Annotated in this window: 22 protein-coding genes and 1 pseudogene; 10 read left to right on the forward strand and 13 right to left on the reverse strand. The window is 70.6% G+C overall.

Going from position 1 to position 23,575, the window contains the following annotated elements:
* Positions 1 to 33 precede the first annotated feature (33 nt).
* On the forward strand, positions 34 to 1,056 hold the full coding sequence (locus tag ACZ4VI_RS05765; protein WP_467996945.1) for a hypothetical protein: 1,023 nt from the start codon (positions 34 to 36) through the stop codon (positions 1,054 to 1,056).
* On the opposite strand, the gene ACZ4VI_RS05770 is transcribed toward ACZ4VI_RS05765, so the two are convergent.
* A complete protein-coding gene (locus tag ACZ4VI_RS05770) occupies positions 1,044 to 1,340 on the reverse strand; it encodes a DUF4031 domain-containing protein (RefSeq protein ID WP_467996947.1) in 297 nt (98 codons plus the stop codon). The two genes, ACZ4VI_RS05765 and ACZ4VI_RS05770, sit on opposite strands and share 13 nt — an antisense overlap.
* Entirely contained in the window at positions 1,337 to 1,693 is a 357-nt protein-coding gene (locus tag ACZ4VI_RS05775) for a hypothetical protein (protein WP_467996949.1), read from the reverse strand. The genes ACZ4VI_RS05770 and ACZ4VI_RS05775 overlap by 4 nt, the downstream gene beginning before the upstream one ends.
* A 133-nt stretch (positions 1,694 to 1,826) precedes the next feature.
* On the opposite strand from ACZ4VI_RS05775, the gene ACZ4VI_RS05780 reads away from it, so the two are divergent.
* Both ACZ4VI_RS05780 and murQ read left to right on the forward strand, forming a co-directional pair.
* Complete coding sequence (locus ACZ4VI_RS05780; protein WP_467996950.1) at positions 1,827 to 2,768, forward strand: MurR/RpiR family transcriptional regulator; 942 nt, start codon at positions 1,827 to 1,829, stop codon at positions 2,766 to 2,768.
* Between the two features lie 18 nt (positions 2,769 to 2,786).
* Positions 2,787 to 3,707, forward strand: a complete 921-nt coding sequence (gene murQ, locus ACZ4VI_RS05785) for an N-acetylmuramic acid 6-phosphate etherase (RefSeq protein WP_467996952.1) — start codon at positions 2,787 to 2,789, stop codon at positions 3,705 to 3,707.
* Positions 3,708 to 3,762: 55 nt separating this feature from the next.
* On the opposite strand, the gene ACZ4VI_RS05790 is transcribed toward murQ, so the two are convergent.
* From ACZ4VI_RS05790 to ACZ4VI_RS05805, 4 genes are all read right to left on the reverse strand, one after another.
* On the reverse strand, positions 3,763 to 5,244 hold the full coding sequence (locus ACZ4VI_RS05790; RefSeq protein ID WP_467996954.1) for an alpha/beta hydrolase: 1,482 nt from the start codon (positions 5,242 to 5,244) through the stop codon (positions 3,763 to 3,765).
* Positions 5,245 to 5,743: 499 nt separating this feature from the next.
* The gene (locus ACZ4VI_RS05795) at positions 5,744 to 5,881 is read right to left on the reverse strand and encodes a hypothetical protein (protein WP_467996956.1); all 138 of its coding nucleotides are present in this window, start codon (positions 5,879 to 5,881) and stop codon (positions 5,744 to 5,746) included.
* Positions 5,878 to 6,081 (reverse strand): hypothetical protein, encoded by a 204-nt coding sequence (locus tag ACZ4VI_RS05800; RefSeq protein ID WP_467996958.1) that lies wholly within the window; start codon positions 6,079 to 6,081, stop codon positions 5,878 to 5,880. Before ACZ4VI_RS05800 ends, ACZ4VI_RS05795 begins: the two co-directional genes overlap by 4 nt.
* Entirely contained in the window at positions 6,078 to 6,293 is a 216-nt protein-coding gene (locus tag ACZ4VI_RS05805; protein WP_467996960.1) for a hypothetical protein, read from the reverse strand. The genes ACZ4VI_RS05800 and ACZ4VI_RS05805 overlap by 4 nt, the downstream gene beginning before the upstream one ends.
* A 120-nt stretch (positions 6,294 to 6,413) precedes the next feature.
* Here ACZ4VI_RS05805 and ACZ4VI_RS05810 point away from each other — a divergent pair, with 120 nt between their 5' ends.
* Entirely contained in the window at positions 6,414 to 7,256 is an 843-nt protein-coding gene (locus ACZ4VI_RS05810; protein WP_467996962.1) for a helix-turn-helix domain-containing protein, read from the forward strand.
* Entirely contained in the window at positions 7,237 to 7,497 is a 261-nt protein-coding gene (locus tag ACZ4VI_RS05815) for a DUF397 domain-containing protein (protein WP_467996963.1), read from the forward strand. The genes ACZ4VI_RS05810 and ACZ4VI_RS05815 overlap by 20 nt, the downstream gene beginning before the upstream one ends.
* A gap of 181 nt (positions 7,498 to 7,678) precedes the next feature.
* Here ACZ4VI_RS05815 and ACZ4VI_RS05820 read toward each other — a convergent pair whose 3' ends face one another.
* Positions 7,679 to 8,146 carry a hypothetical protein gene (locus tag ACZ4VI_RS05820; RefSeq protein ID WP_467996964.1) on the reverse strand — a complete coding sequence of 156 codons (468 nt, stop codon included), beginning with the start codon at positions 8,144 to 8,146 and terminating at the stop codon, positions 7,679 to 7,681.
* 807 nt (positions 8,147 to 8,953) lie between these two features.
* On the opposite strand from ACZ4VI_RS05820, the gene ACZ4VI_RS05825 reads away from it, so the two are divergent.
* The gene (locus ACZ4VI_RS05825) at positions 8,954 to 10,570 is read left to right on the forward strand and encodes a carbohydrate-binding protein (RefSeq protein WP_467996966.1); all 1,617 of its coding nucleotides are present in this window, start codon (positions 8,954 to 8,956) and stop codon (positions 10,568 to 10,570) included.
* A 73-nt stretch (positions 10,571 to 10,643) separates the two neighbouring features.
* Here ACZ4VI_RS05825 and ACZ4VI_RS05830 read toward each other — a convergent pair whose 3' ends face one another.
* Entirely contained in the window at positions 10,644 to 11,258 is a 615-nt protein-coding gene (locus ACZ4VI_RS05830; RefSeq protein WP_467996968.1) for a cysteine hydrolase family protein, read from the reverse strand.
* 106 nt (positions 11,259 to 11,364) lie between these two features.
* On the opposite strand from ACZ4VI_RS05830, the gene ACZ4VI_RS05835 reads away from it, so the two are divergent.
* Complete coding sequence (locus tag ACZ4VI_RS05835) at positions 11,365 to 12,372, forward strand: GlxA family transcriptional regulator (protein ID WP_467996970.1); 1,008 nt, start codon at positions 11,365 to 11,367, stop codon at positions 12,370 to 12,372.
* Between the two features lie 43 nt (positions 12,373 to 12,415).
* On the opposite strand, the gene ACZ4VI_RS05840 is transcribed toward ACZ4VI_RS05835, so the two are convergent.
* Positions 12,416 to 12,847, reverse strand: a complete 432-nt coding sequence (locus ACZ4VI_RS05840) for a DUF2000 family protein (protein ID WP_467996972.1) — start codon at positions 12,845 to 12,847, stop codon at positions 12,416 to 12,418.
* A gap of 49 nt (positions 12,848 to 12,896) precedes the next feature.
* On the opposite strand from ACZ4VI_RS05840, the gene ACZ4VI_RS05845 reads away from it, so the two are divergent.
* Complete coding sequence (locus tag ACZ4VI_RS05845; protein ID WP_467996974.1) at positions 12,897 to 13,706, forward strand: helix-turn-helix transcriptional regulator; 810 nt, start codon at positions 12,897 to 12,899, stop codon at positions 13,704 to 13,706.
* A 48-nt stretch (positions 13,707 to 13,754) separates the two neighbouring features.
* Here ACZ4VI_RS05845 and ACZ4VI_RS05850 read toward each other — a convergent pair whose 3' ends face one another.
* Together ACZ4VI_RS05850 and ACZ4VI_RS05855 are read right to left on the reverse strand one after the other, a co-directional pair.
* Positions 13,755 to 16,865 (reverse strand): FG-GAP-like repeat-containing protein, encoded by a 3,111-nt coding sequence (locus tag ACZ4VI_RS05850; RefSeq protein WP_467996976.1) that lies wholly within the window; start codon positions 16,863 to 16,865, stop codon positions 13,755 to 13,757.
* Positions 16,866 to 17,065: 200 nt separating this feature from the next.
* Positions 17,066 to 17,671, reverse strand: a complete 606-nt coding sequence (locus tag ACZ4VI_RS05855) for a maleylpyruvate isomerase family mycothiol-dependent enzyme (RefSeq protein ID WP_467996978.1) — start codon at positions 17,669 to 17,671, stop codon at positions 17,066 to 17,068.
* Between the two features lie 71 nt (positions 17,672 to 17,742).
* Between ACZ4VI_RS05855 and ACZ4VI_RS05860 the strand changes: the two genes are divergently transcribed.
* Together ACZ4VI_RS05860 and ACZ4VI_RS05865 are read left to right on the forward strand one after the other, a co-directional pair.
* Positions 17,743 to 18,705 carry a LysR family transcriptional regulator gene (locus ACZ4VI_RS05860; protein WP_467996980.1) on the forward strand — a complete coding sequence of 321 codons (963 nt, stop codon included), beginning with the start codon at positions 17,743 to 17,745 and terminating at the stop codon, positions 18,703 to 18,705.
* A 9-nt stretch (positions 18,706 to 18,714) separates the two neighbouring features.
* Positions 18,715 to 19,065: a deoxyxylulose-5-phosphate synthase gene (locus ACZ4VI_RS05865; protein ID WP_467996982.1), complete on the forward strand. Its 351-nt coding sequence runs from the start codon at positions 18,715 to 18,717 to the stop codon at positions 19,063 to 19,065.
* Positions 19,066 to 19,138: 73 nt separating this feature from the next.
* On the opposite strand, the pseudogene ACZ4VI_RS05870 reads toward ACZ4VI_RS05865, so the two are convergent.
* Positions 19,139 to 20,296 (reverse strand): annotated as a pseudogene (locus tag ACZ4VI_RS05870) (RNA-guided endonuclease InsQ/TnpB family protein).
* 166 nt (positions 20,297 to 20,462) lie between these two features.
* Positions 20,463 to 23,543, reverse strand: coding sequence for an FG-GAP-like repeat-containing protein (locus ACZ4VI_RS05875; RefSeq protein ID WP_467996984.1), 3,081 nt, complete (start codon positions 23,541 to 23,543; stop codon positions 20,463 to 20,465).
* Positions 23,544 to 23,575 lie beyond the last annotated feature (32 nt).

The raw sequence follows: 23,575 nt of genomic DNA on the forward strand, positions 1-23,575 counted from the left end.
GGGGTCCACGCGCATGAAGGACCAGGGAATCCAGTGATACGCAGCAGGATCCGGGCCGCCGGGGCGGCGGCCGGAGCGTTCGTACTCGCCCTCGCGGGACTCGCGGGAACGGTGTTCGGCGCCTCGCCCGCCGCCGCGGTGTCGGCGGACTTCACGTACGAAGTGACGCGGAACGCCGACACGTACAACGACGTGCCGGGCACCGAGATCGCGTTCGACGCGCTCGCCGGAGAGAGGTCGTACCTGTGGTCGAGGTACTTCTCCACCGACCCCGTCGACACGCTCGCGGCCGGTGACAACATCGGCAACACCTTCGCCATCCGCTGCCGCAACGCCGACGGCACCGCGCTGCCGACCGGCACCGAGGCCGGGGTGTACTGGGCCGCGAACCTCGTGCCGCCGGGCGAGAGTTCGCTGACCGCCGCCCTGCGCTGGGTGTTCGTCGCGCCCGCGGACGGCAGCTACACCTGCCGCCTGTCGATCGTCTCGTACTCCTCGATCATCGTGAACGGCCGTACGGTCACCATGCGCGTCCCCGCCGGCGCCGAACTGGCCCGCCAGACCGAGCCCGTCTACACCAACATGCCCCGCTGGACCCTGCTCGCGGGCAGCGGCACCACGGTCGCCCGGGGCACCACCGCCACCACGCTCGGCTACACGGTCACCCCGACCGCCGGCAACCATCTCTCGATCTACCAGGACGCGGCCCTTTCCACCTGCGCCGCCGGCTCCTCGATCTGCTCCGGCGGCACGACCGCCTACACCGGCACGGTCGTCGAGACCTGGGTCGAGGCCCAGCCCCGCAACCCGGACGGCTCCCTGTGCGGCGGCCCGATCGCCGGCCCGGTCTCGCGCTGGAACATCACCAACGCCAAGCACCACCAGACCGCGGCGAACACCCTCACCCTGACCACCCCCCAGCTCGGCGGTTGCACCCAGGTCCGCACGACGCTCAAGGTCCGCAACGTCGACGGCAACCCCGTCAAGATCCACGACGGCTACGCCTCCGGCACGATCGCGGCCACGCACGGCGCGGCGATCACCTACACGTCGTAGCGCGGCAGGGCCTCTCCGGGCGCCGGCCGTCCCTTCGGCCGGCGCAGCCCCGCCTCCGTGATGAGCCGTACGAGTTCCTTCGAGCCGATCTCGACGGCGCCCGCCGCCACCGCGTCCGCGTAGCGGTCCGACGGGATGTCGTAGTGGTCGCGCTCGAAGGCGCGGGTCGGGGCGCCGATCGAGGCGGCGAAGGCGTGGAGTTCCTCGTGCGAGACGTCGCTGACCAGGTGCGACCACATGCGGCCGTGGCCCGGCCAGGTCGGCGGGTCGATGTAGAGGGTCACGTCAGACCGCCCAGCGGCGCGACCACGACGCCCGCCTTGCCGCACACCCAGTGCGGGTCCGGGCCGAGCTCGGGTTCGACGTCCAGGGCGTGCGGGTCGCCCGTGGCACAGACCGGGCACAGCGGCCAGCGGCCGTACCGCACCAGGAGCGCGTCCTGGACGTCCTGGGCGACGAGTCCGGCGACGTACGTGATGCCCTCGGGCCACTGCTCGACCCACCAGCGCCGGTGGGTGACGGCGTCCTCGACCAGCGACACGACCTCGGCCGCGGCCACGTCTCGTGCCGCCAGATCGGCGAGGACCAGGGCGCGGGCGGCGTGCAGCGCCTGCTCCAGCGGGTCGATGGCGTCCATGCACACATTCTCACCCGACAAGCGTCAGGGGCGAAGGCCCGTCCCGCATCCGGGACGGAAGGAGACACCTCAGGGGTCTTGACGCTCCCCGGGGGTCTTGACGCCCCCGCCGGCCCGAAAATATCTTTCACATGTGACCAATGATGTGAAGGAAAGTTTCAGCGGCCAGGTGGTCGCCCAGGCGAGCGGCGCCGCCCCGCCCGCCCCCGCCGCCCTCGCGGCCAAGGTGCGGACCCTCGCGCCGTCCATGACCCGCTCCATGCAGCGGGTCGCCGAAGCCGTCGCCGGCGACCCGGCCGGCTGCGCCGCCCTCACCGTCACCGGCCTCGCCGAGCTGACCGGCACCAGCGAGGCGACCGTCGTCCGCACCGCCCGCCTCCTTGGCTACCCCGGCTACCGCGACCTGCGCCTCGCCCTCGCCGGCCTCGCCGCCCAGCAGCAGTCCGGCCGCGCGCCCGCCGTCACCGCCGACATCGCCGTCGACGATCCCGTGGCCGACGTCGTCGCCAAGCTCGCCTACGACGAGCAGCAGACCCTCGCCGACACCGCCGCAGGCCTGGACACCGTCCAGCTCGGCGCCGCCGTCGCCGCCCTCGCCGCCGCCCGCCGCATCGACATCTACGGCGTCGGCGCCTCCGGCCTCGTCGCCCAGGACCTCGGCCAGAAGCTCCTCCGCATCGGCCTGCTCGCGCACGCGCACAGCGACCCGCACCTCGCCGTCACCAACGCCGTACAGCTCCGCTCCGGCGACGTCGCCATCGCCATCACCCACTCCGGCTCGACCGGAGACGTCATAGAACCCCTCCGCGTCGCCTTCGACCACGGCGCCACCACCGTCGCGATCACCGGCCGCCCGGACGGACCGGTGACGCAGTACGCCGACCACATCCTCACCACCTCCACCGCCCGCGAGAGCGAGCTGCGCCCCGCGGCCATGTCGTCCCGCACCAGCCAACTCCTGGTCGTGGACTGCCTGTTCACCTGCGTCACGCAACGTACGTACGAGACGGCGGCCCCGGCCCTCGCGGCCTCGTACGAAGCCCTGGCCCACCGCCACTCGCCCCGCACCCGGTAAACCGCGAAAGAGCCGCACGTGTCTGCTACGTACTCCGAACTGCGCGCCCAGCTGGCCGCCCTCACCACCGAAGCGTTCCGTCCGGAACTGGCCGAGATCGACCAGCTCCCCACCGCCGAGATCGCCGCGCTGATGAACGCCGAGGACCAGACCGTCCCCGCCGCCGTCGCCGCCCAGCTCCCGGCGATCGCCGCCGCGATCGACGCCACCGCCGCGCGCATGGCACGCGGCGGCCGGCTGGTCTACGCGGGCGCGGGCACCGCCGGCCGGCTCGGCGTCCTCGACGCGAGCGAGTGCCCGCCCACCTTCAACACCGACCCCTCCGAGGTGGTCGGCCTGATCGCGGGTGGCGCGCCGGCGATGGTGAAGTCGGTCGAGGGAGCGGAGGACTCTCGCGAACTCGCGGCAGCCGACCTCGACGGGCTGGGCCTCACCCCCGAGGACACGGTGGTCGGGATCTCCGCCTCCGGCCGCACTCCGTACGCCATCGGGGCGGTCGAACACGCCCGCGCGAAGGGCGCGTTGACGATCGGCCTTGCCTGCAACGCGGACAGCGGGCTCGCGGCCGCCGCCGAACACGGCATCGAGGTCGTCACGGGCCCCGAACTCCTCACCGGGTCCACGCGGTTGAAGGCGGGTACGGCGCAGAAGCTGGTCCTCAACATGATCTCGACGATCACGATGATCCGGCTCGGCAAGACGTACGGAAACCTGATGGTCGACGTCCGCGCCTCCAACGACAAACTCCAGGCGCGGTCCCGGCGGATCGTGTCCCTGGCGACCGGCGCGCCGGACGAGCAGATCGAGGCGGCACTGGAGGCGGCGGACGGCGAGGTGAAGACGGCGATCCTGATGATCCTGGCCGACATCGACGCCAAGACGGCCGACCAGCGCCTCCACGACTCCCAGGGCCACCTACGCGCCGCGCTGACCCCCTGATGGGCGGCCACCCCCACGCCGGCGAGGGTACGGCCAGTGCAGTGCACATCCCAGGTCACTCACCGTCGCAGTACGTGTCGGCGGCCGGCCGCACCCCCATACGCAGGAACTCCGTCACCGCCCGGTCCCCGCACGCGTTCCCGTTGCCCAGGTACATCCCGTGCCCGCCCTGGTCCACCGTGACCAGTCGGGCGCGCTCGCCCAGGGCCGCGCGCATCTTCAGACCGCTGGAGTGCGGGGTCGCGGGGTCGCGGAGGCTCTGGATCATCAGGATGTTGGAGGGGCCTTCGGACGTGACCCGCGTCGGCTTCTCCCCCGGTGCCTTCCAGAAGGAGCAGGGGGTGATGTTGGCGGGCAGTCCGGCCGTGAGCGGGTGGCGGGCCCGGTCGGCGGCGACGGCGCGCTCGTGGGCGCGTACGGAACGGGGCCATGCCACGTCGTTGCAGATCACGCCGATGCTGATCGCCGCATCCGACTCCGGCAGGGCCACGGCCAGCGCCCCGGGCAGGACGGGCGTGCCGTCCTGGTCCTGGGCGGCGCGCACAAGCTGGGCGAAGGACGCGAACGCGCCATCGGAGTAGAGGGCGTTCTGCAGCGCCTGCCGGAACATGTTCCCGGTCAGCGGTACGCCGGGGGTCCTGGTCTCTTTGGGCTCCCTGTCCAGACGGGCGGCGAGGTCCAGGACCAACGGCCGTACGTCCTCGGCCCGTTCGGCCAGCCGCAGTTCCCCCCGGGCGGGGTCCGCCGCCCAGTCGGCGAAGTCGGGGAACCGGTCCTCCGCGCCCTTCGCCATGTCCGCGAGCCAGCCCCGCGCGACCCGCTTCGGGTCCGGGTCGGCGCTGCTGTCCAGGACCCAGCGGTCGGTGCGGTGCGGGTACTTCTGGGCGTACTGGGCGGCGACGTACGTCCCGTACGACACCCCCCAGGCGGACAGCTTCTCCTCCCCCAGCAACTGCCGGAGCCGGTCCAGGTCGCGGACCTGGTTCGCCGTGGTGAAGCTGAGCAGCCGCTCCCCGCCGTTGCGCAGACAGGCCTCGGCGGTCCGCCGGGACCGCTCGACGTTCGCGTCGACCGACCCGTCGGCGGCGGGCCACGACCGCAGGTTCACCAGCCGCCGGTCGTCCTCGGCGAGCCCGCAGCGCGCGGTCGAACTCCCGCCCACCCCGCGCGGGTCGAAGGCCACGAGGTCGTACGCCCCGCCCATCTCCCTGGCCAGCGCCGCCCCCTTCTGCGTGAGCCGCTGCACCCCGGAGCTCCCGGGACCGCCCGGGATCACCATGAGCGTCCCGCGCCGCACCTCTGGCCGCGCGCTGCGGATCCGGGACACGGCGAGCGAGAGCCGCGGCCCGCCGGGGTCGCCGTAGTCCTGCGGAACGGAGAGCGTGGCGCACTCCTGCCCCAGCCCCTCGGGCCCGCACGCCGTCCAGCCGAGCCCTCCGGTCCTGGCGGGGCCTGCCGCGTGGGCAACAGTGAGGGAGGCCGCCACAGCGGCGGCGGAGAGAGCGAGAACGAGGCTGGTACGTCCGTAAGTCGTCATGGGCGCAAGCCTCTTCGATCACCCGCCGCCGCCCCATCCGGCGGGCAGGCGGGTAGCGGGTGGGGCCAACCCCCGTACGTACGGGGGGAGTCCACCGCATCCCCTCCTGCCCGGGCTCACCCCGGCCCACACGATTCAGACCAGGCCAGAGAGGACCGTCGAAGACATTCAGCTGCCGCAACTCGACGGCGAAACGTGCTGCCGTCACGAAGTCCTTGTCGTCGTGCAGGACGACGAGATCGTGATGAGCCGCAGTCGCACAGACCTGGAGATCGACGGCCGTCAGGGCCTGGCTGCAGTCCCCCGATCCACTGAGCCGCGGCCTTGGGGACCGCGACGTCCTCGTACTGCTTCAGGTCGCGCGCCGATCTCAGGAACTCCGCCCGTTGCGGGTAGCACGCCCGGATGTCGCCGTCCATCGTCGTCTCGCGCCACAGGGCCGCAAGGTCGCCGTCCCGCAGAATCCGCCATAGCGCCGAGCTGTCCAGCAGGTAGCGCGTCACCGCCGGTGGGCCTCCTGGTCGGCCCGGTGCGCCGCGTCGGCACCCTCGACATCCCAGTCCCGGCCGAGCTCGAGGAACCGGTCATAGGCAGCACCCCGGAGAAGCCGCACCGCGCCCCCGTACGCGGCGTTCAAGGCAGCCGGCCTTCGCGGTTGATCGCTCGCACCCGGGCGCGGAGCACGTCCGCCACCGACGCAGGACTCAACGCCTCGGCCGGGCAGTCCCACTCCCGCCCACCACCGGGCGGTCTCAGCTGCACATAGGGCCCTACGCGCCCCATGACCCGACCGATCCGCCCGTCGCGGGAGTCGATGACGTACGCCCCGATGTTCACCGCCGCGCCTCCCCGAGCACGGCGAGAAGCCGCAGGGCGGTGTCGAGGTTGCACCGACCGAGCTCGACGAGCGGGTACGTGTCCACGGCGCCGGCCATCGTGAGCGGATCGACGCCGAGGGAGGGCAGACCGACCCCGAGGGCGTCGAACTCGCCCTTGAGTCGGCTGACGACTTCCTGCGCGGCTTGCAGACGCTCAAGTGAAGTGGGCATTTTACGGGCCTTTCCACTGTGTGTATCGATTTCGCCTCCACCGAGTGTCCGGATGGAGAAGACTGGGGAACAGTGGTGGAGCCCCAACAACCCCATATGTGCAAGCGGGAGTTGATGTCCATGACCGGACAGCGGAAGCCGGACCCGTCGACCTCACCCAGGGCGATAATCGGCGCGGAACTGCGCCACGCACGCGAACGGAAGGGCCTGAGCCAGGAGGCCCTGGGCGAGTTGCTGTTCGTGAGCGGCTCGTACATCGGCCAGATGGAGGCGGGCACGAGACGAATCCGCCCGGAGATCGCGTCCCAACTGGACGAGGTGTTGGACACGGGCGGCTTCTTCGCGCGGAACTGTGGGGCGGCGAACAAGTCCAAGTACCCGGACCACTTCGCAGAGGCGGCGGAGGCGGAGGCCCGGGCGGAGTCCATCAAGGAGTTCGCACCGCTGCTGATTCCGGGCCTGTTGCAGACTCCGGCGTACGCGAGGGAGGTCTTCCGCGCGTACCAGCCGACGGCCCTCGACGAGACCATCGACGAACTCGTGGTGGCGAGGCTGGAGCGCGGCAGGCTCCTGGACGACCCAACAAAGCCGTTGTTGTGGGTGGTGTTCGGGGAGGCGGTACTGCGGCAGGAGGTCGGCGGGAGGGAGGTGATGGCGGAGGCGTTACGGCATGTGGCCGAGCTGGCGAGGCGGCACAGGGTGATCGTGCAGGTGCTGCCGTTCGGTGCAGGAGCGTACGGCGCGATGGAGGGCTCGCTGAAGCTGATGACCTTCGAGGACGCACCGCCGCTGGCATACCTCCAGGGCCTGAACGCAGGCCTGTTGGAGGACGATCCGGCAACGGTCGCACACCACACGCTCACCTACGATCTGCTCGGGGCTGCCGCGTTGTCACCGCGCGACTCCCTGGCCCTGATCGAGTCCGTGGCGGAGGATTACGCCCATGAAGATCGACATCTCTGAGTACGACCTGAGCACGGCCGTCTGGTTCAAGTCCAGCTTCAGCGGCGGCAGCGGTGGCGACTGCGTCGAGGTCGCCACCTGGCGCAAGTCCTCGTACAGCGCGGGCGACGGCAGCAACTGCCTCGAAGTCTCCGACGAGCGCCCCGGCATCGTCCCCGTCCGTGACTCCAAGGCTCCCGAGGGGCCGAAGCTCGTTTTCGGCACCGCCTCTTGGGTCACCTTCGTGGACGGCCTGAAGTAGGCACCGTAGGACCGCCCTCTCGCGGAGGGCGGTCCACGGCACTGCTCCACAGAAGGTGAGCCAGGACCTGAGAAACAGGTCCTGGCTCACCCTTGCGGCGGGCTTGCCTGACGCCGGCGCAGCGCGCACGAGTCACGGCCCCCTCGGTGCCCCGCCCGCGCCGCCGAGGCGGGGCGGCGGCTCAGAGGTTGAAGCGCTCGATCCTGAGTACCCAGTTCTGGACGCCGCCGCTGCCACCCGCCACCCTGAGCTTGACCCGAGCAGTGACGTCCCGGCCGGTGAAGTCAGGCTCGAAGCGCGCGACGCGGATCAGGGTGTGGTTGGACCACTCGGGGTTGCCCCGGGCGGTGATGTAGCGGTGGTTGTTGCTCAGAGGCTGGGACTGCTCGTCGCCGAAGAAGACGGTCGCCTGCAACAGGCCCTGCCCGTCGCCATCCGTGTCCGACGACAGGGCCTCCGCGCTGAAGGTCGCCACGAAGATCGCCCCGTAGGAGGGAGCGCCCTGCCCCAGCCGGAGGTCGACCGAGGCACCGGGCACGTCGATCCAGGACGTGCTCGTCGTCTCGAAGCGGGTGGTGTCCCACGCGGCGTAGTTGATGTTGGGTGCCTGGGTGATGCGGAAGGACTGGTCCTGCGCCGGAGTGCTCACTTGGTTTCCGCCCTATCTGCTCGGTCGACCCTCGGGTCGACTCCATGACGTGTTCAGACGGTTACTTTCCGCATTGTCGTTCTGTACGCCAAATCCCCTTCAACTGGCAGGAACTAGCCATTCCGCAACCTCGCCACCAGGGCGGCGCCGCTTCACCTCACAAGGAGGCGCGGCCACAAGCCCAGACCGGCTCCCGGCCCCGGCAGGGTTTCGAGAAAGGGTGGGCCGGGGACTCACCACCCCGCCAAGGGTGACCAGCGGGGCATGCACCCCCACCACCCACCCGCCGTCAGCCGCTGAGCCGGTGCCGGGCCGCCCCATTCCACTACCGCGCAACCCCACCCACGCGCCCGCAGGCGCCGAGCAGAGCCGCACCGCCCCGGCCTGGACGCGTGGCCACGCCCCCCGGCAGCCCTCCGAGTGTGAAACGGCGACCGGAGGCGGCGGGTCAAGGGGCGGCGGAGCCGATCGCGCAGCGACGCGACGCAGGAGCGCCCTTGACGCGCCGCCTCCGGTCGCCACGCTCGGAACGAGGGCGGCCGAGCCAGAAGCCCGCGGAGAGCCCGGACCGCGACCGGCCCGGAAACCAGAAGCCCACAAGGGCGGATCCGCGAGGGCGGCCGGCGCCAGAAGCCCGCGACCCCGGGCACACACAGGACCCCGCCCCGGCACCCTCACGTTCAGCCACCTGAACAGCCTTCACGTACAAGGCTATTGACGCGTCCGCGACGGCAGCCCTAACTTCGCCAGAAAGCGCTTTCTCATCCAGTCCCGGAACGCCGTCCATCCTCTTCTGGAGACCCCACGATGCACCTGCGATCCGTCACGACCACAGCCACAGCCACAACCGCAGCCACCGCCTGCGTCAGCCTCCTTGCCGGCACGCTCGTCGCCCTGTCCGGAGCCACGGCCCAAGCCGCCACCTCCACCCTCTACGAGGCCGAGGCCTCCCCCGCCGTCTGCACCGGCACCATCGACTCCGACTGGTCGGGCTTCTCCGGCAGCGGCTTCTGCAACGGCACCAACACCACTGGCGCGCATGCGCAGTTCACCGTCAACGCCCCCGCCGCCGGAACGGCGACGCTCGCCGTCCGGTTCGCCAACGGCACCACCACCGCCCGCCCCGCCGGCCTCGTCGTCAACGGATCCACCGTGCAGACGCCCTCCTTCGAGGGCACGGGCGCCTGGTCCACCTGGGCCACCAAGACCCTGACCGTGACCCTGAACGCGGGCAGCAACACCATCCGGCTCAACCCCACCACCGCCGCCGGCCTGCCCAACATCGACTCCCTCAACGTCACGACGGCCGACGCCGACACCCCACCCCCGACGGGCAGCACCGCCCTCTACGTCGCCCCCAACGGCACCGACGGCGCGTCCGGCACACAGTCCGACCCGACCACCCTCACCTCGGCCGTCAGCCGCGTCGCCGCCGGCGGGACGATCTACCTCCGTGGCGGGACGTACAACCACGCCACGACGATCACCATCCCTCCCACCAACAACGGCACCGCCTCCGCCCGCAAGAAGCTCTCCGCCTACCCCGGCGAGACCCCGGTCCTGAACTTCTCCCCCATGGCCGAGGACCCGGCCAACCGCGGCCTCGCCGTGAACGGTTCGTACTGGCACGTCAACGGCATCACCGTCGAGCGCGCCGGCGACAACGGCATCTACGTCGGCGGCAGCAACAACGTCATCGAGCGCACGGTCACCCGCTTCAACCGCGACACCGGCCTCCAGCTCGGCCGCATGGCCTCCACCACCCCCCGCGAGCAGTGGCCGTCCAACAACCTGATCCTGAGCGCCGAGTCGCACGACAACGCCGACTCCGACGGCGAGGACGCCGACGGCTTCGCCGCCAAGCTCACCGTCGGCTCCGGCAACGTCTTCCGTTACGCCGTCGCCCACCACAACATCGACGACGGCTGGGACCTCTACACCAAGACGGACACCGGCCCCATCGGCCCGGTGACCATCGAGGACTCCCTCGCGTACGACAACGGCACCCTCAGCGACGGGTCCCAGGCCGGCGCCGGTGACCGCAACGGCTTCAAGCTGGGTGGCGAGAGCATCGCGGTCGACCACGTGGTCCGGCGCACGATCGCCTTCCACAACGGCAAGCACGGGTTCACGTACAACAGCAACCCGGGCACGATGACGGTGTCGAACAACATCAGCGTCGACAACGCCCAGCGCAACTTCTCCTTCGACGCGGGCACTTCGGTCTTCCGGAGCAACACCTCCTGCCGCAGCACCAGCAGCGGGACGAACGACCGGACCATCGGTGACGTCGACGCCACGAACCAGTTCTGGTCCGGCACGAACGGCTCCCGCTGCTCCTCGTACAGCGGTGCCATGACCTGGTCCTTCGCCTCGGACGGCCGCCTCGTCGTGGCCTTCGGCGGCCGTACGGTCACCTGGTGACCGACGTAAGGTGACTGCCCCGTCGGCCTCAGTGCATCCCCGCACTGAGGCCGACAACGTCGTTACGGCTCCGTCAGCCCAGCTCCGCCCCGGACACCACCACGACCCCGTACAGATCGGCGATCGTCGCGAGCGCGCTCCGGTGGATCTGCTCGGCGGACAGATCGGCGACCACCGTCCCCAACGGCCGCGTCGCACACGCGTCGGCGACCACCGTGGGCCGGTTCCCGCGCAGGAACGCGCCCTCGGCGGTGAACGTCACGCACATGTGGGTCATGAACCCGGCGACGATGACGTCCTTGTGCCCGGCGGCGTCGATGTGCTCGCCCAGGTCAGTCCCGACGAAGGCGTTCGGGACCGCCTTGACCACGACCGGCTCGCCCTCGATCGGCGCGACGCTCGGGTGGATCGCGCCGATGTCGGCCCGGATGTCGTACGGCGTGCCCTCGCCACCGTCGTTGACGACGTGGATGACCTTCGCGCCGGCCTTCCGCGCCCGCCCGAGAAGCGCCGCGGCGGAGTCGAGCGCGGCCTCCCAGCCGTCCAGCTCCATCACACCGCGGGTGTAGGTGTTCTGGTAGTCGACCAGGATCAGGGTCGCGTCGGCGAGCGACGCGGGCGTCTGGTCGAGACCGTTCAGTTCACGCAAGGTCGTCGTACGCGTCGTCGTACGTGTCGTCGTACCCACGGAAGGAATACCCCCTGGCTCGGCTGCAATTCAGTACGTCTGAAACGCTATGGCCGCCCACGACACGTCGGCAATGTCGCCCAACTTGCAGATACGGACATCAAGCATGAGCTCGCCGGAACGACTCGAACGACTCATCGTCATCGTCCTCTTCGACGGCGTCGACCTCCTCGACGTCACCGGCCCCCCGGAGGTCTTCGCGCTCCTGCGCCGCGAGACCGACGACGCCTCCGGCTACCGCGTCGTCCTGGCCGCCGAGACCACGGCCCCGGTCACCACCTCGGCAGGCGTACGGATCCTCCCAGACATCACGTTGGCCGAGGCGGCCGCAACGGTCGGCATCGACACCCTCCTCGTCCCCGGCTCGGTCGAGGTCGACGGTGAGCGCCGCGTCCACGCCCTCGCCGATCCGACGGTGGTCGACCGGGTGAAGACCCTCGCCGCCCGGACGCGCAGGGTCACGTCCGTCTGCGTGGGCGCGCACATCCTGGCGGCGGCCGGCCTGCTCGACGGCAAGCGCGCGACCACCCACTGGTCGACCGCGCGGCAGCTCGCCGCCGACCATCCGCTGGTCGAGGTCGACGCGGATCCGATCTTCATCCGCGAGGGGGACGTGTGGACGGGCGCCGGGATCAGCGCCTGCCTCGACCTGTCACTCGCGCTCGTCGCCGAGGACTTCGGCGAGACGATCGCGCTGCGCGTCGCCCGGCAGCTCGTGATGTACCTCAAACGCCCCGGCGGCCAGAGCCAGTTCAGCGTCCCCCTCGAACCGGTCTCCACGACACGGCGTATCGAGGAACTCCGGCACCACATCACCCGCCACCTCGCCGAACCGCTCACGGTCGACGACCTCGCCGAGCACGCCCACGTCAGCAGCCGCCAACTCACCCGGATCTTCAAGGACGAACTGGGCGTCACCCCGGGCGCCTACATCGAAGCGGCGCGCGTCGAACGGGCGCGCACCGCCCTGGAAACCACGGACGCCACCCTGGACCGGATCGCGACGGCCTGCGGTTTCGGCACACCCGACACCCTGATCCGGGCGTTCCGCCGGAGACTCGACACGACCCCGACGGAGTACCGCCGCCGCTTCCATACGAAAGCTTCCGTATGAAAGCTTCCGTATGAAAGCTTCCGTATGAACGAACGCTACGGATCTACGGATGCATCCGGGCCCCCTTGAGCACCTTGTCGACCGCATTGCGCGGCCCGTACACGGCGAGCCCCACGACATCCAGCTGATCCCCCGACACCGCCCGTACCGCCGCGCGGTTGTCGCGGTCGTTGCCGGTGGCGAAGAGGTCGGAGGTGAACACCGCGCGGGGCAGCGAGCTGGACAGGGCGCGGCCGTGCGCGGCGGTCAGGACCTCCTTCGTCCCCTCGAAGACGAGGACGGGCTGGCGGAACATGGGCAGGTACGGGGTGCCGTCGGCGTCGGCGTACGGCTCGCCGATCACCTCGGGGAGCTCGGAGCCGAGCCCGCTGACCAGGAACGCGGTGACGTTCAGCCGCTGCCAGGTCTCCAGGTCCTCGCGCAGGAGGACCGCGATCTTGGTGTCGAACCGTACGGGGCCACTCTCAGTCGTCATGCCCCGAGCCTGCCAACCACCATGCGGCCACTTCTTGTACGTTCTTTGCATGGTGGCACGCACGGCGGCACGGCAGGAGGTCTCCGCGTGGCGCCCGCGGATCCCGGGTGTCGTGGAGGTCTTCCACGCCCGTTTCACCGAGCACGTGTACCCGATGCACGTCCACGACGTGTGGACGCTGATGATCGTCGACGACGGCGCGGTCCGCTACGACCTGAACCGACGCGAGCACGGCACCCCGCACGACACGGTGTCCCTGCTCCCACCGCACGTTCCGCACAACGGCTCACCGGCCACCGCGCACGGCTTCCGCAAGCGGGTGCTCTACCTGGACCTGACCCAGCTGGACGAGAGCCTCATCGGCGCGGCGGTGGACGCCCCCGACATCGTCGACCCGCTGCTGCGCGGACGGCTGGGACAACTGCACGCGGCCCTCGCACACCCCGGCGACGAACTGGAGGCGGAGAGCCGCCTGACCCTGATCGCCGAGCGCCTCCGCACCCACCTCCGCCCCCGCCTCGCCGCCCCCACACCCGGACCCCCCGCCCGCGGCGTGGCCCACGCCCTACGGGACCTCCTGGACGAACGCCTGCCCGCCGCCCTGCCCCTGACCGAGGCGGCGAAACTCCTCCACACCCACCCCACCCACCTGGTACGGGCGTTCACCACGACCTTCGGCATCCCCCCGCACCAGTACGTGACGTCCCGCCGCATCACCCAGGCCCGCCACCTCCTCCTCACCGGCCACGCCCCGGCGGACGTGGCAACGACGACAGGCTTCTACGACCAGCCTCACCTGACCCGCCACTTCAAACGCCACGTGGGCACCACCCCGGGCCGCTACGGGACACACGCCTGAGGGCCCGGCCGTCATGGCCGGGCCCTCAGAACATGGGGCTGCAGGGGATCAGTACAGGCCCTTGAAGCCGTTCCAGCCGCCGCTGCCGATGAGCACGCGCGGGTTGTACATGCCGGTGCCGGTACCGCTGTAGCGCCACAGCCGGCCCGACGTGTCGCGGGCCACCAGGTCCGCGCGGCCGTCGCCCGACAGGTCGCCTACGCCAACCAGGGAGGAGTAGATGCCCCAGCCGCCGCCGACCTTCACCCGGGCCGTCACGCCACCCGTCGCCGTACCGTGGTAGCGCCACAGCACACCCGACGCGTCCACGCCCAGCAGGTCGCCCCGGCCGTCACCGTTCAGGTCGCCCGCGCCGACGATCTTCGTGTACGCCTTCCAGTTCGCGCCGATCTTGACCCGGGCCTTCAGCCGGTGGTCCGCCGTACCCGCGTAGAAGTAGACGTCACCCGTCGAGGCCTGACGTGCGACCAGATCGACGAACCCGTCACCGTTCACGTCCCCGGAAGACGTCAGCACGTCGTAGCCGCCCCAGCCCGAACCGAGCAGGGTGTACGGAGACGAGGCCGACACCACGTTCCCGCACCCCGGCCGGTACGACCGCAGCTGGTCGCCCACCCGGACGAGGACGTCGACGCACCGGTCCCCGTTCACGTCACCGGCCGGCACCAGGACCGACGTCGTCGGGAACTTGGCGCCCGTACCGGCGATCCGCGCCGACACGGCACCCGTACCGGTACCCCGGTACATCGACACCAGACCCGCCGTGTCCATCACCAGCAGGTCACCGAAGCCGTCGTCCCCGGCCAGGTCCCGCCACACCGCGGCGCCACCGGACACCGAGACCGCCCCGGACGCCGACAGGTCGGCGTCCTGGCCATCGGCGGGCTTCACGTTCAGAGTCCACGTGTAGGCACCGTTCGCGACGAGCTTCCCGGCCGCGTCCTTGCCGTCCCACACGGGCGCGACCAGCCCTCGGGCCTCGCCACCGGAAAGGGTCCGGACCACCGTGCCGTTCGTCTTCCGCTTCAGCGTCAGCGTCCAGGAGGCGGCGGGCTTGGACAGCGACCAACGCGGCTTCCACACACCGGTCTTCAGGCTCACCGCGGCCGCCACATCGGTGTCGACGGCGGTCAGTGTGCTCGTCGCTCCGCCGAGGCCGACGACGCGGATCGTCTGCTGGGCGTTCACGTAGGCGACCGCCCCGCCGAAGCGGTCGACAGTCCAGCCCTGCCCGTAGTTGGGCAGCTCGGAGGCCACCTTGCCGAGCGTACGGACCACGGACGTGCCCGAGCGGACGTCGGCCACGGTCAGCGTGCCGTCCGCGCTGGTGGAGTAGGCGAGGAAACCGTCACCGAGGTGAGGCTGCACAGAGCGGGGGATCTGAAAGTCGACCGAGGTCTTCTTCACGCGGTCGTACACCGTCGCCGAGGTCCCGTCGGGGCAGCGGGAGAAGATCCACTTGCCCGTGACCTCGAAACCGGAGGACCGGCAGTCGGTGCCCAGGTCGATCGTCTCGACGGTCGCGCCCGTGCGCAGGTCGATCGCGGAGACGGTGTCGTCCGTCGTGGAGGCGACCCAGAGCCGGTTGCCCCACAGCGACTCGTTCGTGTTGTCGGAGAGGCGGAGCACCTTCCCCGCCTCGATGTCCGCGACGACCGAGCGCACCCCGAAGTCATCGGTGCCGAGGAAGTGCACGTACCGACCCGAGGCGCTGAAGAAGCGCACGGGCTTGAGCTTGCGGGCGGTCTCCAGCGTGACGGTGCGGGTGGTCGCGCCGGGCTCGGCCGAGGTCACCTGAGCCGTGACGACGCAGCTGTAGCAGGGCCCGAATCGGTCCGACCAGCCGTCGGTCGTACCCAGAGTGACCAGGCGGCCGTCGCCGGTGTCGACCCAGCGGGCCCCAGAGATCGCCGAGTCGGGGTGGGGCGGGCAGTTCGGGGCGTCGCCGGTCACCGAGCAGCTCCACGCCGGGGCGGCGGTACGCGGCTCGGTGAGGGACAGGTCGTACGCCTGGAGCTTCCGGTAGCCGTCCGCGTGCTCGGTCGTGACCCTGCCGTGCGCGAGGGTCAGACCGGTCCGCTTGAGGGGATTGGGCGGGGTGCTCAGGACCTCCTTCGTGACCGGCGTACCAGTAGCGGTGTCGAGGGAGATCTGCCGAATGCCCCAGTGGCTGGAGTCGGTGCCGCCGACGACGTACAGGTTGCCGTCCGTGCCGGACCTGATGTCGGCCTCGACGCCGCCGCGGACCGCCAGGTCAATGGTGTCACCGCTGGTGAGCGATGTGGCCTTGAGCGGGTTGGCCGTGTAAGAGTCGCCGTAGTGGCCGACGATCCAGTCGCCGAGGATGGCGAGCCACCCGCCAAGGCTGTACGCCGTGTTGGGCAGCTTGACGATCCTGCCCGGGTCGTCGGCGTTCTTGCGGGAGACGAGGAGCGCCTCCACGGTGCTGGACGCGTTGTACAGGACGATCCAGTCGGCGCTGAGGGCTGCCTTGACGCGATATGGCGCGCCGGGGATGTCCGGCAGGCGGACGAGTTCGCCCGCGGCGAAGTCGACCAGGCCGACGGTCCAGGTCGAGCCGACCTGGTACCGGAGGAGGGCACCCGCGTCGTCGAAGGCCAGGACCTCGGGCCGTCCGACGACCTCCTCCGTCGTCCGGACGACGGTGTCCGCCGACGCGTCCGGACCGATACCCAGCAGGTGCAGGGTCAGCACGAAGTTGCCGTCGTCGGTGTAGCTCAGCAGCCGGTTCGCGCCGAAGACCCGCAGCCAGGTGTGGCCGGCGGGCAGGGAGCGAGCGACGGTGGTGCCGGTGGTGTAGTCGTGCACCGTGACCTCGGGGTTGCCGAAATCACCGCCGCAGCCGACCTTGTCGCCGTGGGCGGCGATCCAGTCGGACGAGTCGCAGGTGGGGTGGTGGGCGACGCGCCCGTCGCTCAGGCTCTGCCAGCGCAGCTTCCCCTCAGCGGCGTCGTAGGTCTGGAGGCCGGTTCCGGCACCATAGAAGGACTGCGTCGGCGGTGTGCTGCTGGGCGGCGCGTCGATCGCCACCTCGTACGGTGTGTCGGTCGCGGCCACGGCGACGGGTGTCGCGGCGGCCAGACCGGCGATCGCCAGCGTCGCGCTCAGCGCGAGCGCGACGGCTCTTCGGACGGACAAATACGTGTCCCCTCATACGGGCATGTCATACAGGCGTGCGTGAAATCGGAAGCCACGATGTGGGAGGCGAGGACGGCGCAGTGCGTACGACAACACCCGCCGCGGCCTGGAGCCGGCTCGGTTCCCCCCCCCACTACCGGCAGCCGGATCGTACAACCGTGCAAACTTCCGGCGCCACCAGGTAGAAAACGGCCCGAGGCTCACGCTGCCTTCTCTCTCTTGAGCTCGCGCCCGTACGCGAGCAGCAGGATTTCCTGAGCGGGACGGGCCACCACCCGATCGCCCGTGCCGTACGACCAGTCCAGGTCCGTGGCCCGCAGTTCGGCGCCTTCGAGGTCTGCGCCGAAGAAGCGGAACGTCCTCGGGGCGACGGTCGTCAGCACCGTTCGTAGGCGGTCTTCGGGAACCTGTCGTCCGAGGCCGAGGGCGACGGTGATGTCCAGGCCGTGGATCACGTCGTGGCCGAGCGCCGCCGCGAGGCCGCCCACCGGCGGCTTCCAGGGGTGATGGGCGTTGTCCCGCAGGGCCGCTGCGAGTTGGCGCGGGGAGAGCGCGGCGGCGTCGCGGCGCGCGAGGCGGTCCGTCATACGGTGGAGGTTGCCGCCCGCGCGGGCGAGTTCCCACGCCGTCCTGCCGAACGAGTACCGGAATCCCATGCTCATGTGGGCGGCGACCTCCCGCACACGCCAGCCCCCGCACAGGGTCGGCGCGTCCCACTGCTCATCGGTCAGTCCGTCCAGAACCTCCGCCAGTTCGCGCCTCTCGGCCGCGATCTGCGTACGCACCTCCGCCGCTGCACTCTCCATGATCCCCAGCGTGCCGACGCAGATTCCAGAAGTCCAAGAGCGAGCAATTCCCGTCACTAGAATCCCTGGTTATGGAGCTCCGCCAGCTGCAGTACTTCCTCGCCGTCGTCGAGGAAGCCAACTTCACTCGCGCTGCCGCCCGCCTCCACCTCGCACAGCCGGGGGTCAGCGCCCAGATCCGGCAGCTGGAGCGGGAGCTCGGACAGCCGCTGCTCGACCGCTCGGGCCGGACGGTCACCACGACCGCCGTCGGCGAGGCGGTCGTTCCGCTGGCCCGGGCCGCGCTCGCGGCCGTCGAGGGGCTCCGGCAGACGGTGGACGAGTTCACCGGACTGGTCCGCGGGAAGGTCACCGTCGGACTCGTCTCGGGCGCGGCCGGCGACGCGTTCGATGTGGCGGCCGTACTGGCCGACTTCCACGACGACCACCCGCAGATCGAGATCTCCCTCACCGAGGACACCTCGGAACGGATGCTCACCGCTCTGCGCGGCGGTGAACTCGACCTGGCCGTGATCGGCCTCGCCGACGAGGAACCCCCGCCGGGCGTCAGCCTCCAGGTCGTCGTCGACACCCCGCTGGTCGCCGCCATGGCCCCGGACGACCCGCTGCTCACCCCGGCCGGCCGCGACGCGATCCCGCTGGCCGCGCTTGCGGGCCGCCCTCTGATCAGCCTGCCGCGCGGCACGGGTCTGCGCGGTGTACTCGAACGTGCCTGCGCGCAGGAGGGTTTCCAGCCCTCCGTCGTCTTCGAGGCCGCCGCGCCGCCACTGCTCGCGCGGCTCGCCGCCCGCGGCCTCGGCGTGGCCGTCCTCCCCGAGATGCCGCCCGAGGCGGCAGCCGAGCTGGACCTCCGTACCCTCCCCATCACCGCCCCCGGCCTCCGCGGCCGAGTAGCCCTGGCCTGGCCGACGGACGGCCCGACCGCCCCGGCGGCGAAGGCTCTCCTCACCCGCATGCGCAAGGCCTTCCCCACGGCGCCACCACCAGAGACGAGGCCGGGAAATCCGTGGAGCCTACCGTCCCCAGGTGCGTAACCTGGCCGCATGTATGGCTCCTACAGCAGGACTTCGTTCGTGTGCCTGCCCTGTCGGGCCTCGTACAAGCAGCCCTACGGCGACCAGGACAGCCGTGCCGAGCGGCGCTGCCCGCGCTGCGCACAGCCGCTGATCCACGTCGGCTCCGCCTTCGCCCCGCCACGCAGACGGGACTTGGCCGCTTGGCGCACGCTCTCGGTGCTGCTGAACGCGGGAGTGCGGTTCCACAAGAGCTGCTGCGGTGGGCCGGGGTACCGGCCCCGGACGCTCAGCGAGGTCCGGGAGCGGATGGCGTACGCACGGAAGACGGGCGAGCCGTTCGCTCAGACGCTGGTCCGCCGCGACGTGCAGTCAACTTGACCCGGCCCTAAAGGACCGGGTTTGGAGGTAGCGCCCAGCTGGCTGCTGGGTTGGCTCCTCCGTCCAGACACCCCTATGGGGTGGCAGGGACGCGTGACTCACGCCCCGCAGTCCACACGGTCTCGCCCTTGCGGCCGATGTTGTGGGACGCGTTGTCGTCCGCGTGCATGAGGGCCCCGCAGGACCGGCAGGCGAACGTCGCTTGTGACTGGCGGTTGCGCCGGTCGATGTGACCGCACTCGCAGCACTGCTGGCTGGTGTACGCCGGATCGACGTACACCAGCGGCACCCCAGCCCGCTTGGCCTTGTACTCGATGTACTGGCCAAGCTGGTGGAAGCTCCACGAATGCAGAGACGTCCGCTGGTCCTTGCGGAGCCGTACCCGGCTTCGGATGCCCGTGAGGTCTTCCAGGGCGATACCGGAACCGGTGCGTTCAGCGGTGGTGACGATGGTCTTGGAGACGATGTGGTTGACGTTGGCAGTGTGCCGGGCTTCCTTGCGGGAGCGCCTCTTGAGGAGGCGCTTCGCGGACTTGGTGCCCTTGGCCTGGACCTTCTTCCGCAGATCGAGCTGTCGCTTCCGGTGCCGGTTCAGGCCGCGCCCGGCAGCCCGGTAGCCGGTGGAGGTGGTAGCGATGTTGGTGATCCCGAGGTCGACGCCGATGAACCCACTGGGCTCGTACTGCCCGGCCTCGGGGACATCACAGACGGCGATCAGGTAGAACACGCCCTCGCGTTCGATCAGGTCGGACTCCCCCTTGCGGTGCTCACGGAGCATCTTGAGCGCGTCCGGGGAGCAGGCGAAGCGAACGCCTCTGAGCCGTCCGGCAGTTGTCCAGATCGACACCGTGCCGGCGTCGTACTGCCAGGACAGGCACCGGTCGTCCTACGGCTGCGCGGCCTCGGGCCGGAACGTGATCGGCTTCGACACCGCCTTGACCCTACGCTTCGACCCCGGCTTGCCCAGGTTCCCGGCGCGGATGTTCGCCTTCAACGTGGCGTAGGCATCACGCGTCTTCTTGATGACGTGCTGGGCCGCCTGCGCCCCCAGCCCCCGCGCCTTCAACTCGGCGTAGGTGTACTTCCGCAGCTCGTACTCACGCGGCACATCGCGCTCGAACGCCACACCGGACACCCAGCACGCGGCCTCATTGACCGTACGCAGGGTCGCGAGAAGCGCGGCGGCCTGGTCAGCCTCCGGCATCAGCTTCACCCGCGTCACGATCTTCATACACGTGATCGTAGCATTACTCTATGTCACCACGCTGGGCCAAACCTCAATACCCGCAGGGGTCGTACGGTCGCCTACCGCTCTCTGTCCCGAGCTCAAAGAAGGCATGGCCTCTCTCCGTAGTACGGAGAAAGACCACACCCGGTCGAAAGCAGAGCCTCCCGGCTCAGTACAGCCCCTTGAAGACGGACCAGCCGCCCGCCCCGATCAGTACGCGAGAGGCGTACTGGCCGTTGCCCAGGCTGCTGTAGCGCCACAGCCTGCCGCTGGTGTCCCGCGCGACCAGGTCCGTCCGCGCGTCGCCTGTCAGGTCGCCGACGCCGACCAGGGAGGTGTACACGCCCCAACCCCCACCCACCTTCACGCGCGAAGTGAGACCGCCGGTCGGCGTCCCGTAGTAGCGCCACAGGACGCCCGAGCCGTCCATGGTCATCAGGTCGCCTCGGCCGTCGGCGTTCAGGTCACCCGCACCGATGATCTTGGAGTAGATCTTCCAGCCGGTGCCGACCTTCACTCGCGACTTCAGGCGGTGGTCGGCCGTGCCGGCGTAGAAGTAGAACTCTCCGGTGGAAGCCTGACGGGCGTACAGGTCCACGTACCCGTCGCCGTTCACATCGCCGGGCGAGGTCAGCACGTCGTACCCGCCCCAACCCGAGCCGATCGTCGTGTAAGGCGAGGACGCCGAAAGCACCGTCCCGCAGGTCGGGCGGTAGGCCCGCAGGTCGTTGCCCACGCGGACGAGCACGTCGGTACAGCGGTCGCCGTTCACGTCACCGACCGGCACGAACACCGACGCCGTCGGGAACTTCGCACCCGTACCGGCGACGCGCGACGTGAGTCCGCCCGTGCCAGTGCCCTTGTAGAGCGAGACAAGACCCGCACCGTCCATGACCAGCAAGTCGCCGAAGCCGTCCTCGCCGCCAAGGTCACGCCACACCACCGCCGCGCCCGTGAGGGAGAGCGATCCCGATGCGGTGAGATCGGGGCCGTCGCCGTCGGCCGGCTTCGCGGACAACGTCCAGGTGTACGCCCCGTTGGGGACAAGTCGACCGGAGCCGTCCTTGCCGTCCCAGACGGTCTTGAGAACTCCCCGGGCCTCGGCGCCGGACAGCGTCCGCACGACGGCCCCGGTCGCCTTGCGCTTCAGCGTCACAGTCCAGGAGACGGCAGGCTTGGACAGCCACCACCGCGGCTGCCAGGCAGCCGACTTGAGGTTCGCGGAGGTCGTGGCCGCAGAGTCGGTCACCTTCAGCGGCGAGGTCGGGACCCCGCTGTCCACCAGGTGGATCGCGCCCTGAGCGTCGGACCATGCGATGGTGCCGGTGGCCGGGTCGACCGTCCACTGGGTCGACCCCGTGATCCCCTCGGCGCCCGTGTCGTGGACCGCGCCGGTGGCCAGCTCCCTGACCAGGAGGCGGTTCCCGGAGACGTACGCGAGGAACCCGTCACCTAGTTCACTCCGGGCGTCGAAGTCGAGGTCGAGGGGTGTGCTCGTGCGCGTCTGGAGGTCGTAGACGCCCAGCCCCCGGTTCAGGCAGGACCAGCGCAGCCAGCGGCCGACCACCTCGGCGCTCTCCAACGAACAGCTGGGGATGTACGCGCTGTTCAGACTCGCACCGGACCTGATGTCGTAGCCGGTCAGGTCGGAGCCGTCGCGCGTCCACAGCGTCGTGCCGTCGAGGGAGACCGGCTCGACCGGCAGCTTACGGACGACCTTCCCGGTGTCCGTGTCGATCACGCGGCTCTCGGGGGTCCATCCGGGCAAGGTCGCGCCGACGACGGCCCAGCGGCCCGAGCCCGCGACGAACCTCTGGAGGCCCGTGCCGGCGTCGATCGCGTCGCCGGGGAGCCGGGAGCTCTCGTTCACGCGTCGCAGCGGGACGGCATCGTAGAAGTAGTTGTGCCCGCCGTAGAGCAGGCGGCCGTCTCCCGTCTCGTCGATGGCCGGGCAGCCGTAGGCGGCCTGGCACCCGTCGGGCAGGTCGGTCGGGATGAGGCCCCGGTCCTGGCGGTCGTCGTAGCCGAGGGAGGGTGTCGCGCCGCCCGTGGCGGTAATCGGGCGCGTGTACACGCCGGTCCGACCGCTCGCGGCGACGCCCTCCACACTGGTGAGACGGCCCTGCTCGAAGGTGAGCCGGTGCACCGTGTTCGGCACTTCCGGCGCGGCCACGACACTGTCGCGTTCTGCCCACGCGCGGCCGGTGCTGTCCGCGGTCACGCGCTGCACGCCGTAGTCGGCGGTGCTGGGGCCGCCGTCGACGAGCAGACCGCCGTCGGGCGTGCCGATGGCGTTGCCCCTGGACCGCGCGAGCAGGACGCGGGGCGTGCCGCCGGAGAGCGGAACCGCCTCCACACGCAGGGAGGCGATGCGGTCGTCCAGGATGCCGAGCGCCGGGTCGTGGCGGGCTATGACGACGTCGTCACCGACGAGCCCGAGAATCCGGCTGCCCTTCTCGTCCGTGACCGGCACCTTGAGCGGCGCCTTGGCGAAGTCGGCGCGGTCGTAGACGAAAAGCTCGGTGCCGCTGCGGACCAGCAGCCGCTCGGGAGTGAGGGCGAAGTCGTACGCCGAGAGTCCGGTGGGTATGGAGTCCAGCACTGTGGCACGCGCCTGGGTGGTGTCCACCCAGTACAAATGCCCGTAGTAGCCCATGAGGACGCCGTCGGCGTCGCCCAGCCGAGGAGCGGTGGTCCTGACGCCGTACGGGCTCTCCAGGATGCCGTCGACCAGCCGGTCACGGAGCTCCCCGGATCGCGTGTCGAGGACGTGCAGCGACCTGGTGCCCGCCGTGTTGCCCGCGGCCAGGACGTTCCAGCCGAACACGCCGACGGGGTCGTGGCCCTGGGGCAGGGTCACGACCCCGGACTCCCCGGTCACCATGTTCCTGAGCGTGAAGACGCGAGTGTTCTCGTCATAGCGGGCGACGACATCGGAGCCGGTGCCGTACATGTAGGACCAGCCGAACCACTCGTTGCCCGGGTCGACCGTGACCGGCTTCTCGGCACCGCCGTACGTCCGCCAGGTGGCACCGAGTCCCCGCTCGCTGTGCAGATACCCGTGCGGGCCCGCACTCAGCACGCTGTTCCACACCGGAACGGCGCTCGTGGCGCCGGGTATGACCACCTCTGCCCCCGCATCCGTGGCCGTCGCCGCGTGCGCCGGCGGCGCGACCGGGCCGAAGACCGCCCCGGACACACCCAGGACAGCGGCGGCAAGCAGGCTGCTCAGGGGTCTCTTGCGGTACACGAATCTCCTCGGGTCGTCGTCCTCGTCCCGGG

Source organism: Streptomyces sp. NPDC029169, assembly GCF_055563935.1.

Excerpts from the sequence above, each read along its gene's own strand:
- ACZ4VI_RS05775 (WP_467996949.1), bottom strand. The coding sequence starts at position 1,693 with ATGGACGCCATCGACCCGCTGGAGCAGGCGCTGCACGCCGCCCGCGCC.
- ACZ4VI_RS05790 (WP_467996954.1), bottom strand. The coding sequence starts at position 5,244 with ATGACGACTTACGGACGTACCAGCCTCGTTCTCGCTCTCTCCGCCGCC.
- ACZ4VI_RS05805 (WP_467996960.1), bottom strand. The coding sequence starts at position 6,293 with ATGCCCACTTCACTTGAGCGTCTGCAAGCCGCGCAGGAAGTCGTCAGC.
- ACZ4VI_RS05810 (WP_467996962.1), top strand. The coding sequence starts at position 6,414 with ATGACCGGACAGCGGAAGCCGGACCCGTCGACCTCACCCAGGGCGATA.
- ACZ4VI_RS05815 (WP_467996963.1), top strand. The coding sequence starts at position 7,237 with ATGAAGATCGACATCTCTGAGTACGACCTGAGCACGGCCGTCTGGTTC.
- ACZ4VI_RS05825 (WP_467996966.1), top strand. The coding sequence starts at position 8,954 with ATGCACCTGCGATCCGTCACGACCACAGCCACAGCCACAACCGCAGCC.
- ACZ4VI_RS05835 (WP_467996970.1), top strand. The coding sequence starts at position 11,365 with ATGAGCTCGCCGGAACGACTCGAACGACTCATCGTCATCGTCCTCTTC.
- ACZ4VI_RS05840 (WP_467996972.1), bottom strand. The coding sequence starts at position 12,847 with ATGACGACTGAGAGTGGCCCCGTACGGTTCGACACCAAGATCGCGGTC.
- ACZ4VI_RS05845 (WP_467996974.1), top strand. The coding sequence starts at position 12,897 with ATGGTGGCACGCACGGCGGCACGGCAGGAGGTCTCCGCGTGGCGCCCG.
- ACZ4VI_RS05855 (WP_467996978.1), bottom strand. The coding sequence starts at position 17,671 with ATGGAGAGTGCAGCGGCGGAGGTGCGTACGCAGATCGCGGCCGAGAGG.
- ACZ4VI_RS05860 (WP_467996980.1), top strand. The coding sequence starts at position 17,743 with ATGGAGCTCCGCCAGCTGCAGTACTTCCTCGCCGTCGTCGAGGAAGCC.
- ACZ4VI_RS05865 (WP_467996982.1), top strand. The coding sequence starts at position 18,715 with ATGTATGGCTCCTACAGCAGGACTTCGTTCGTGTGCCTGCCCTGTCGG.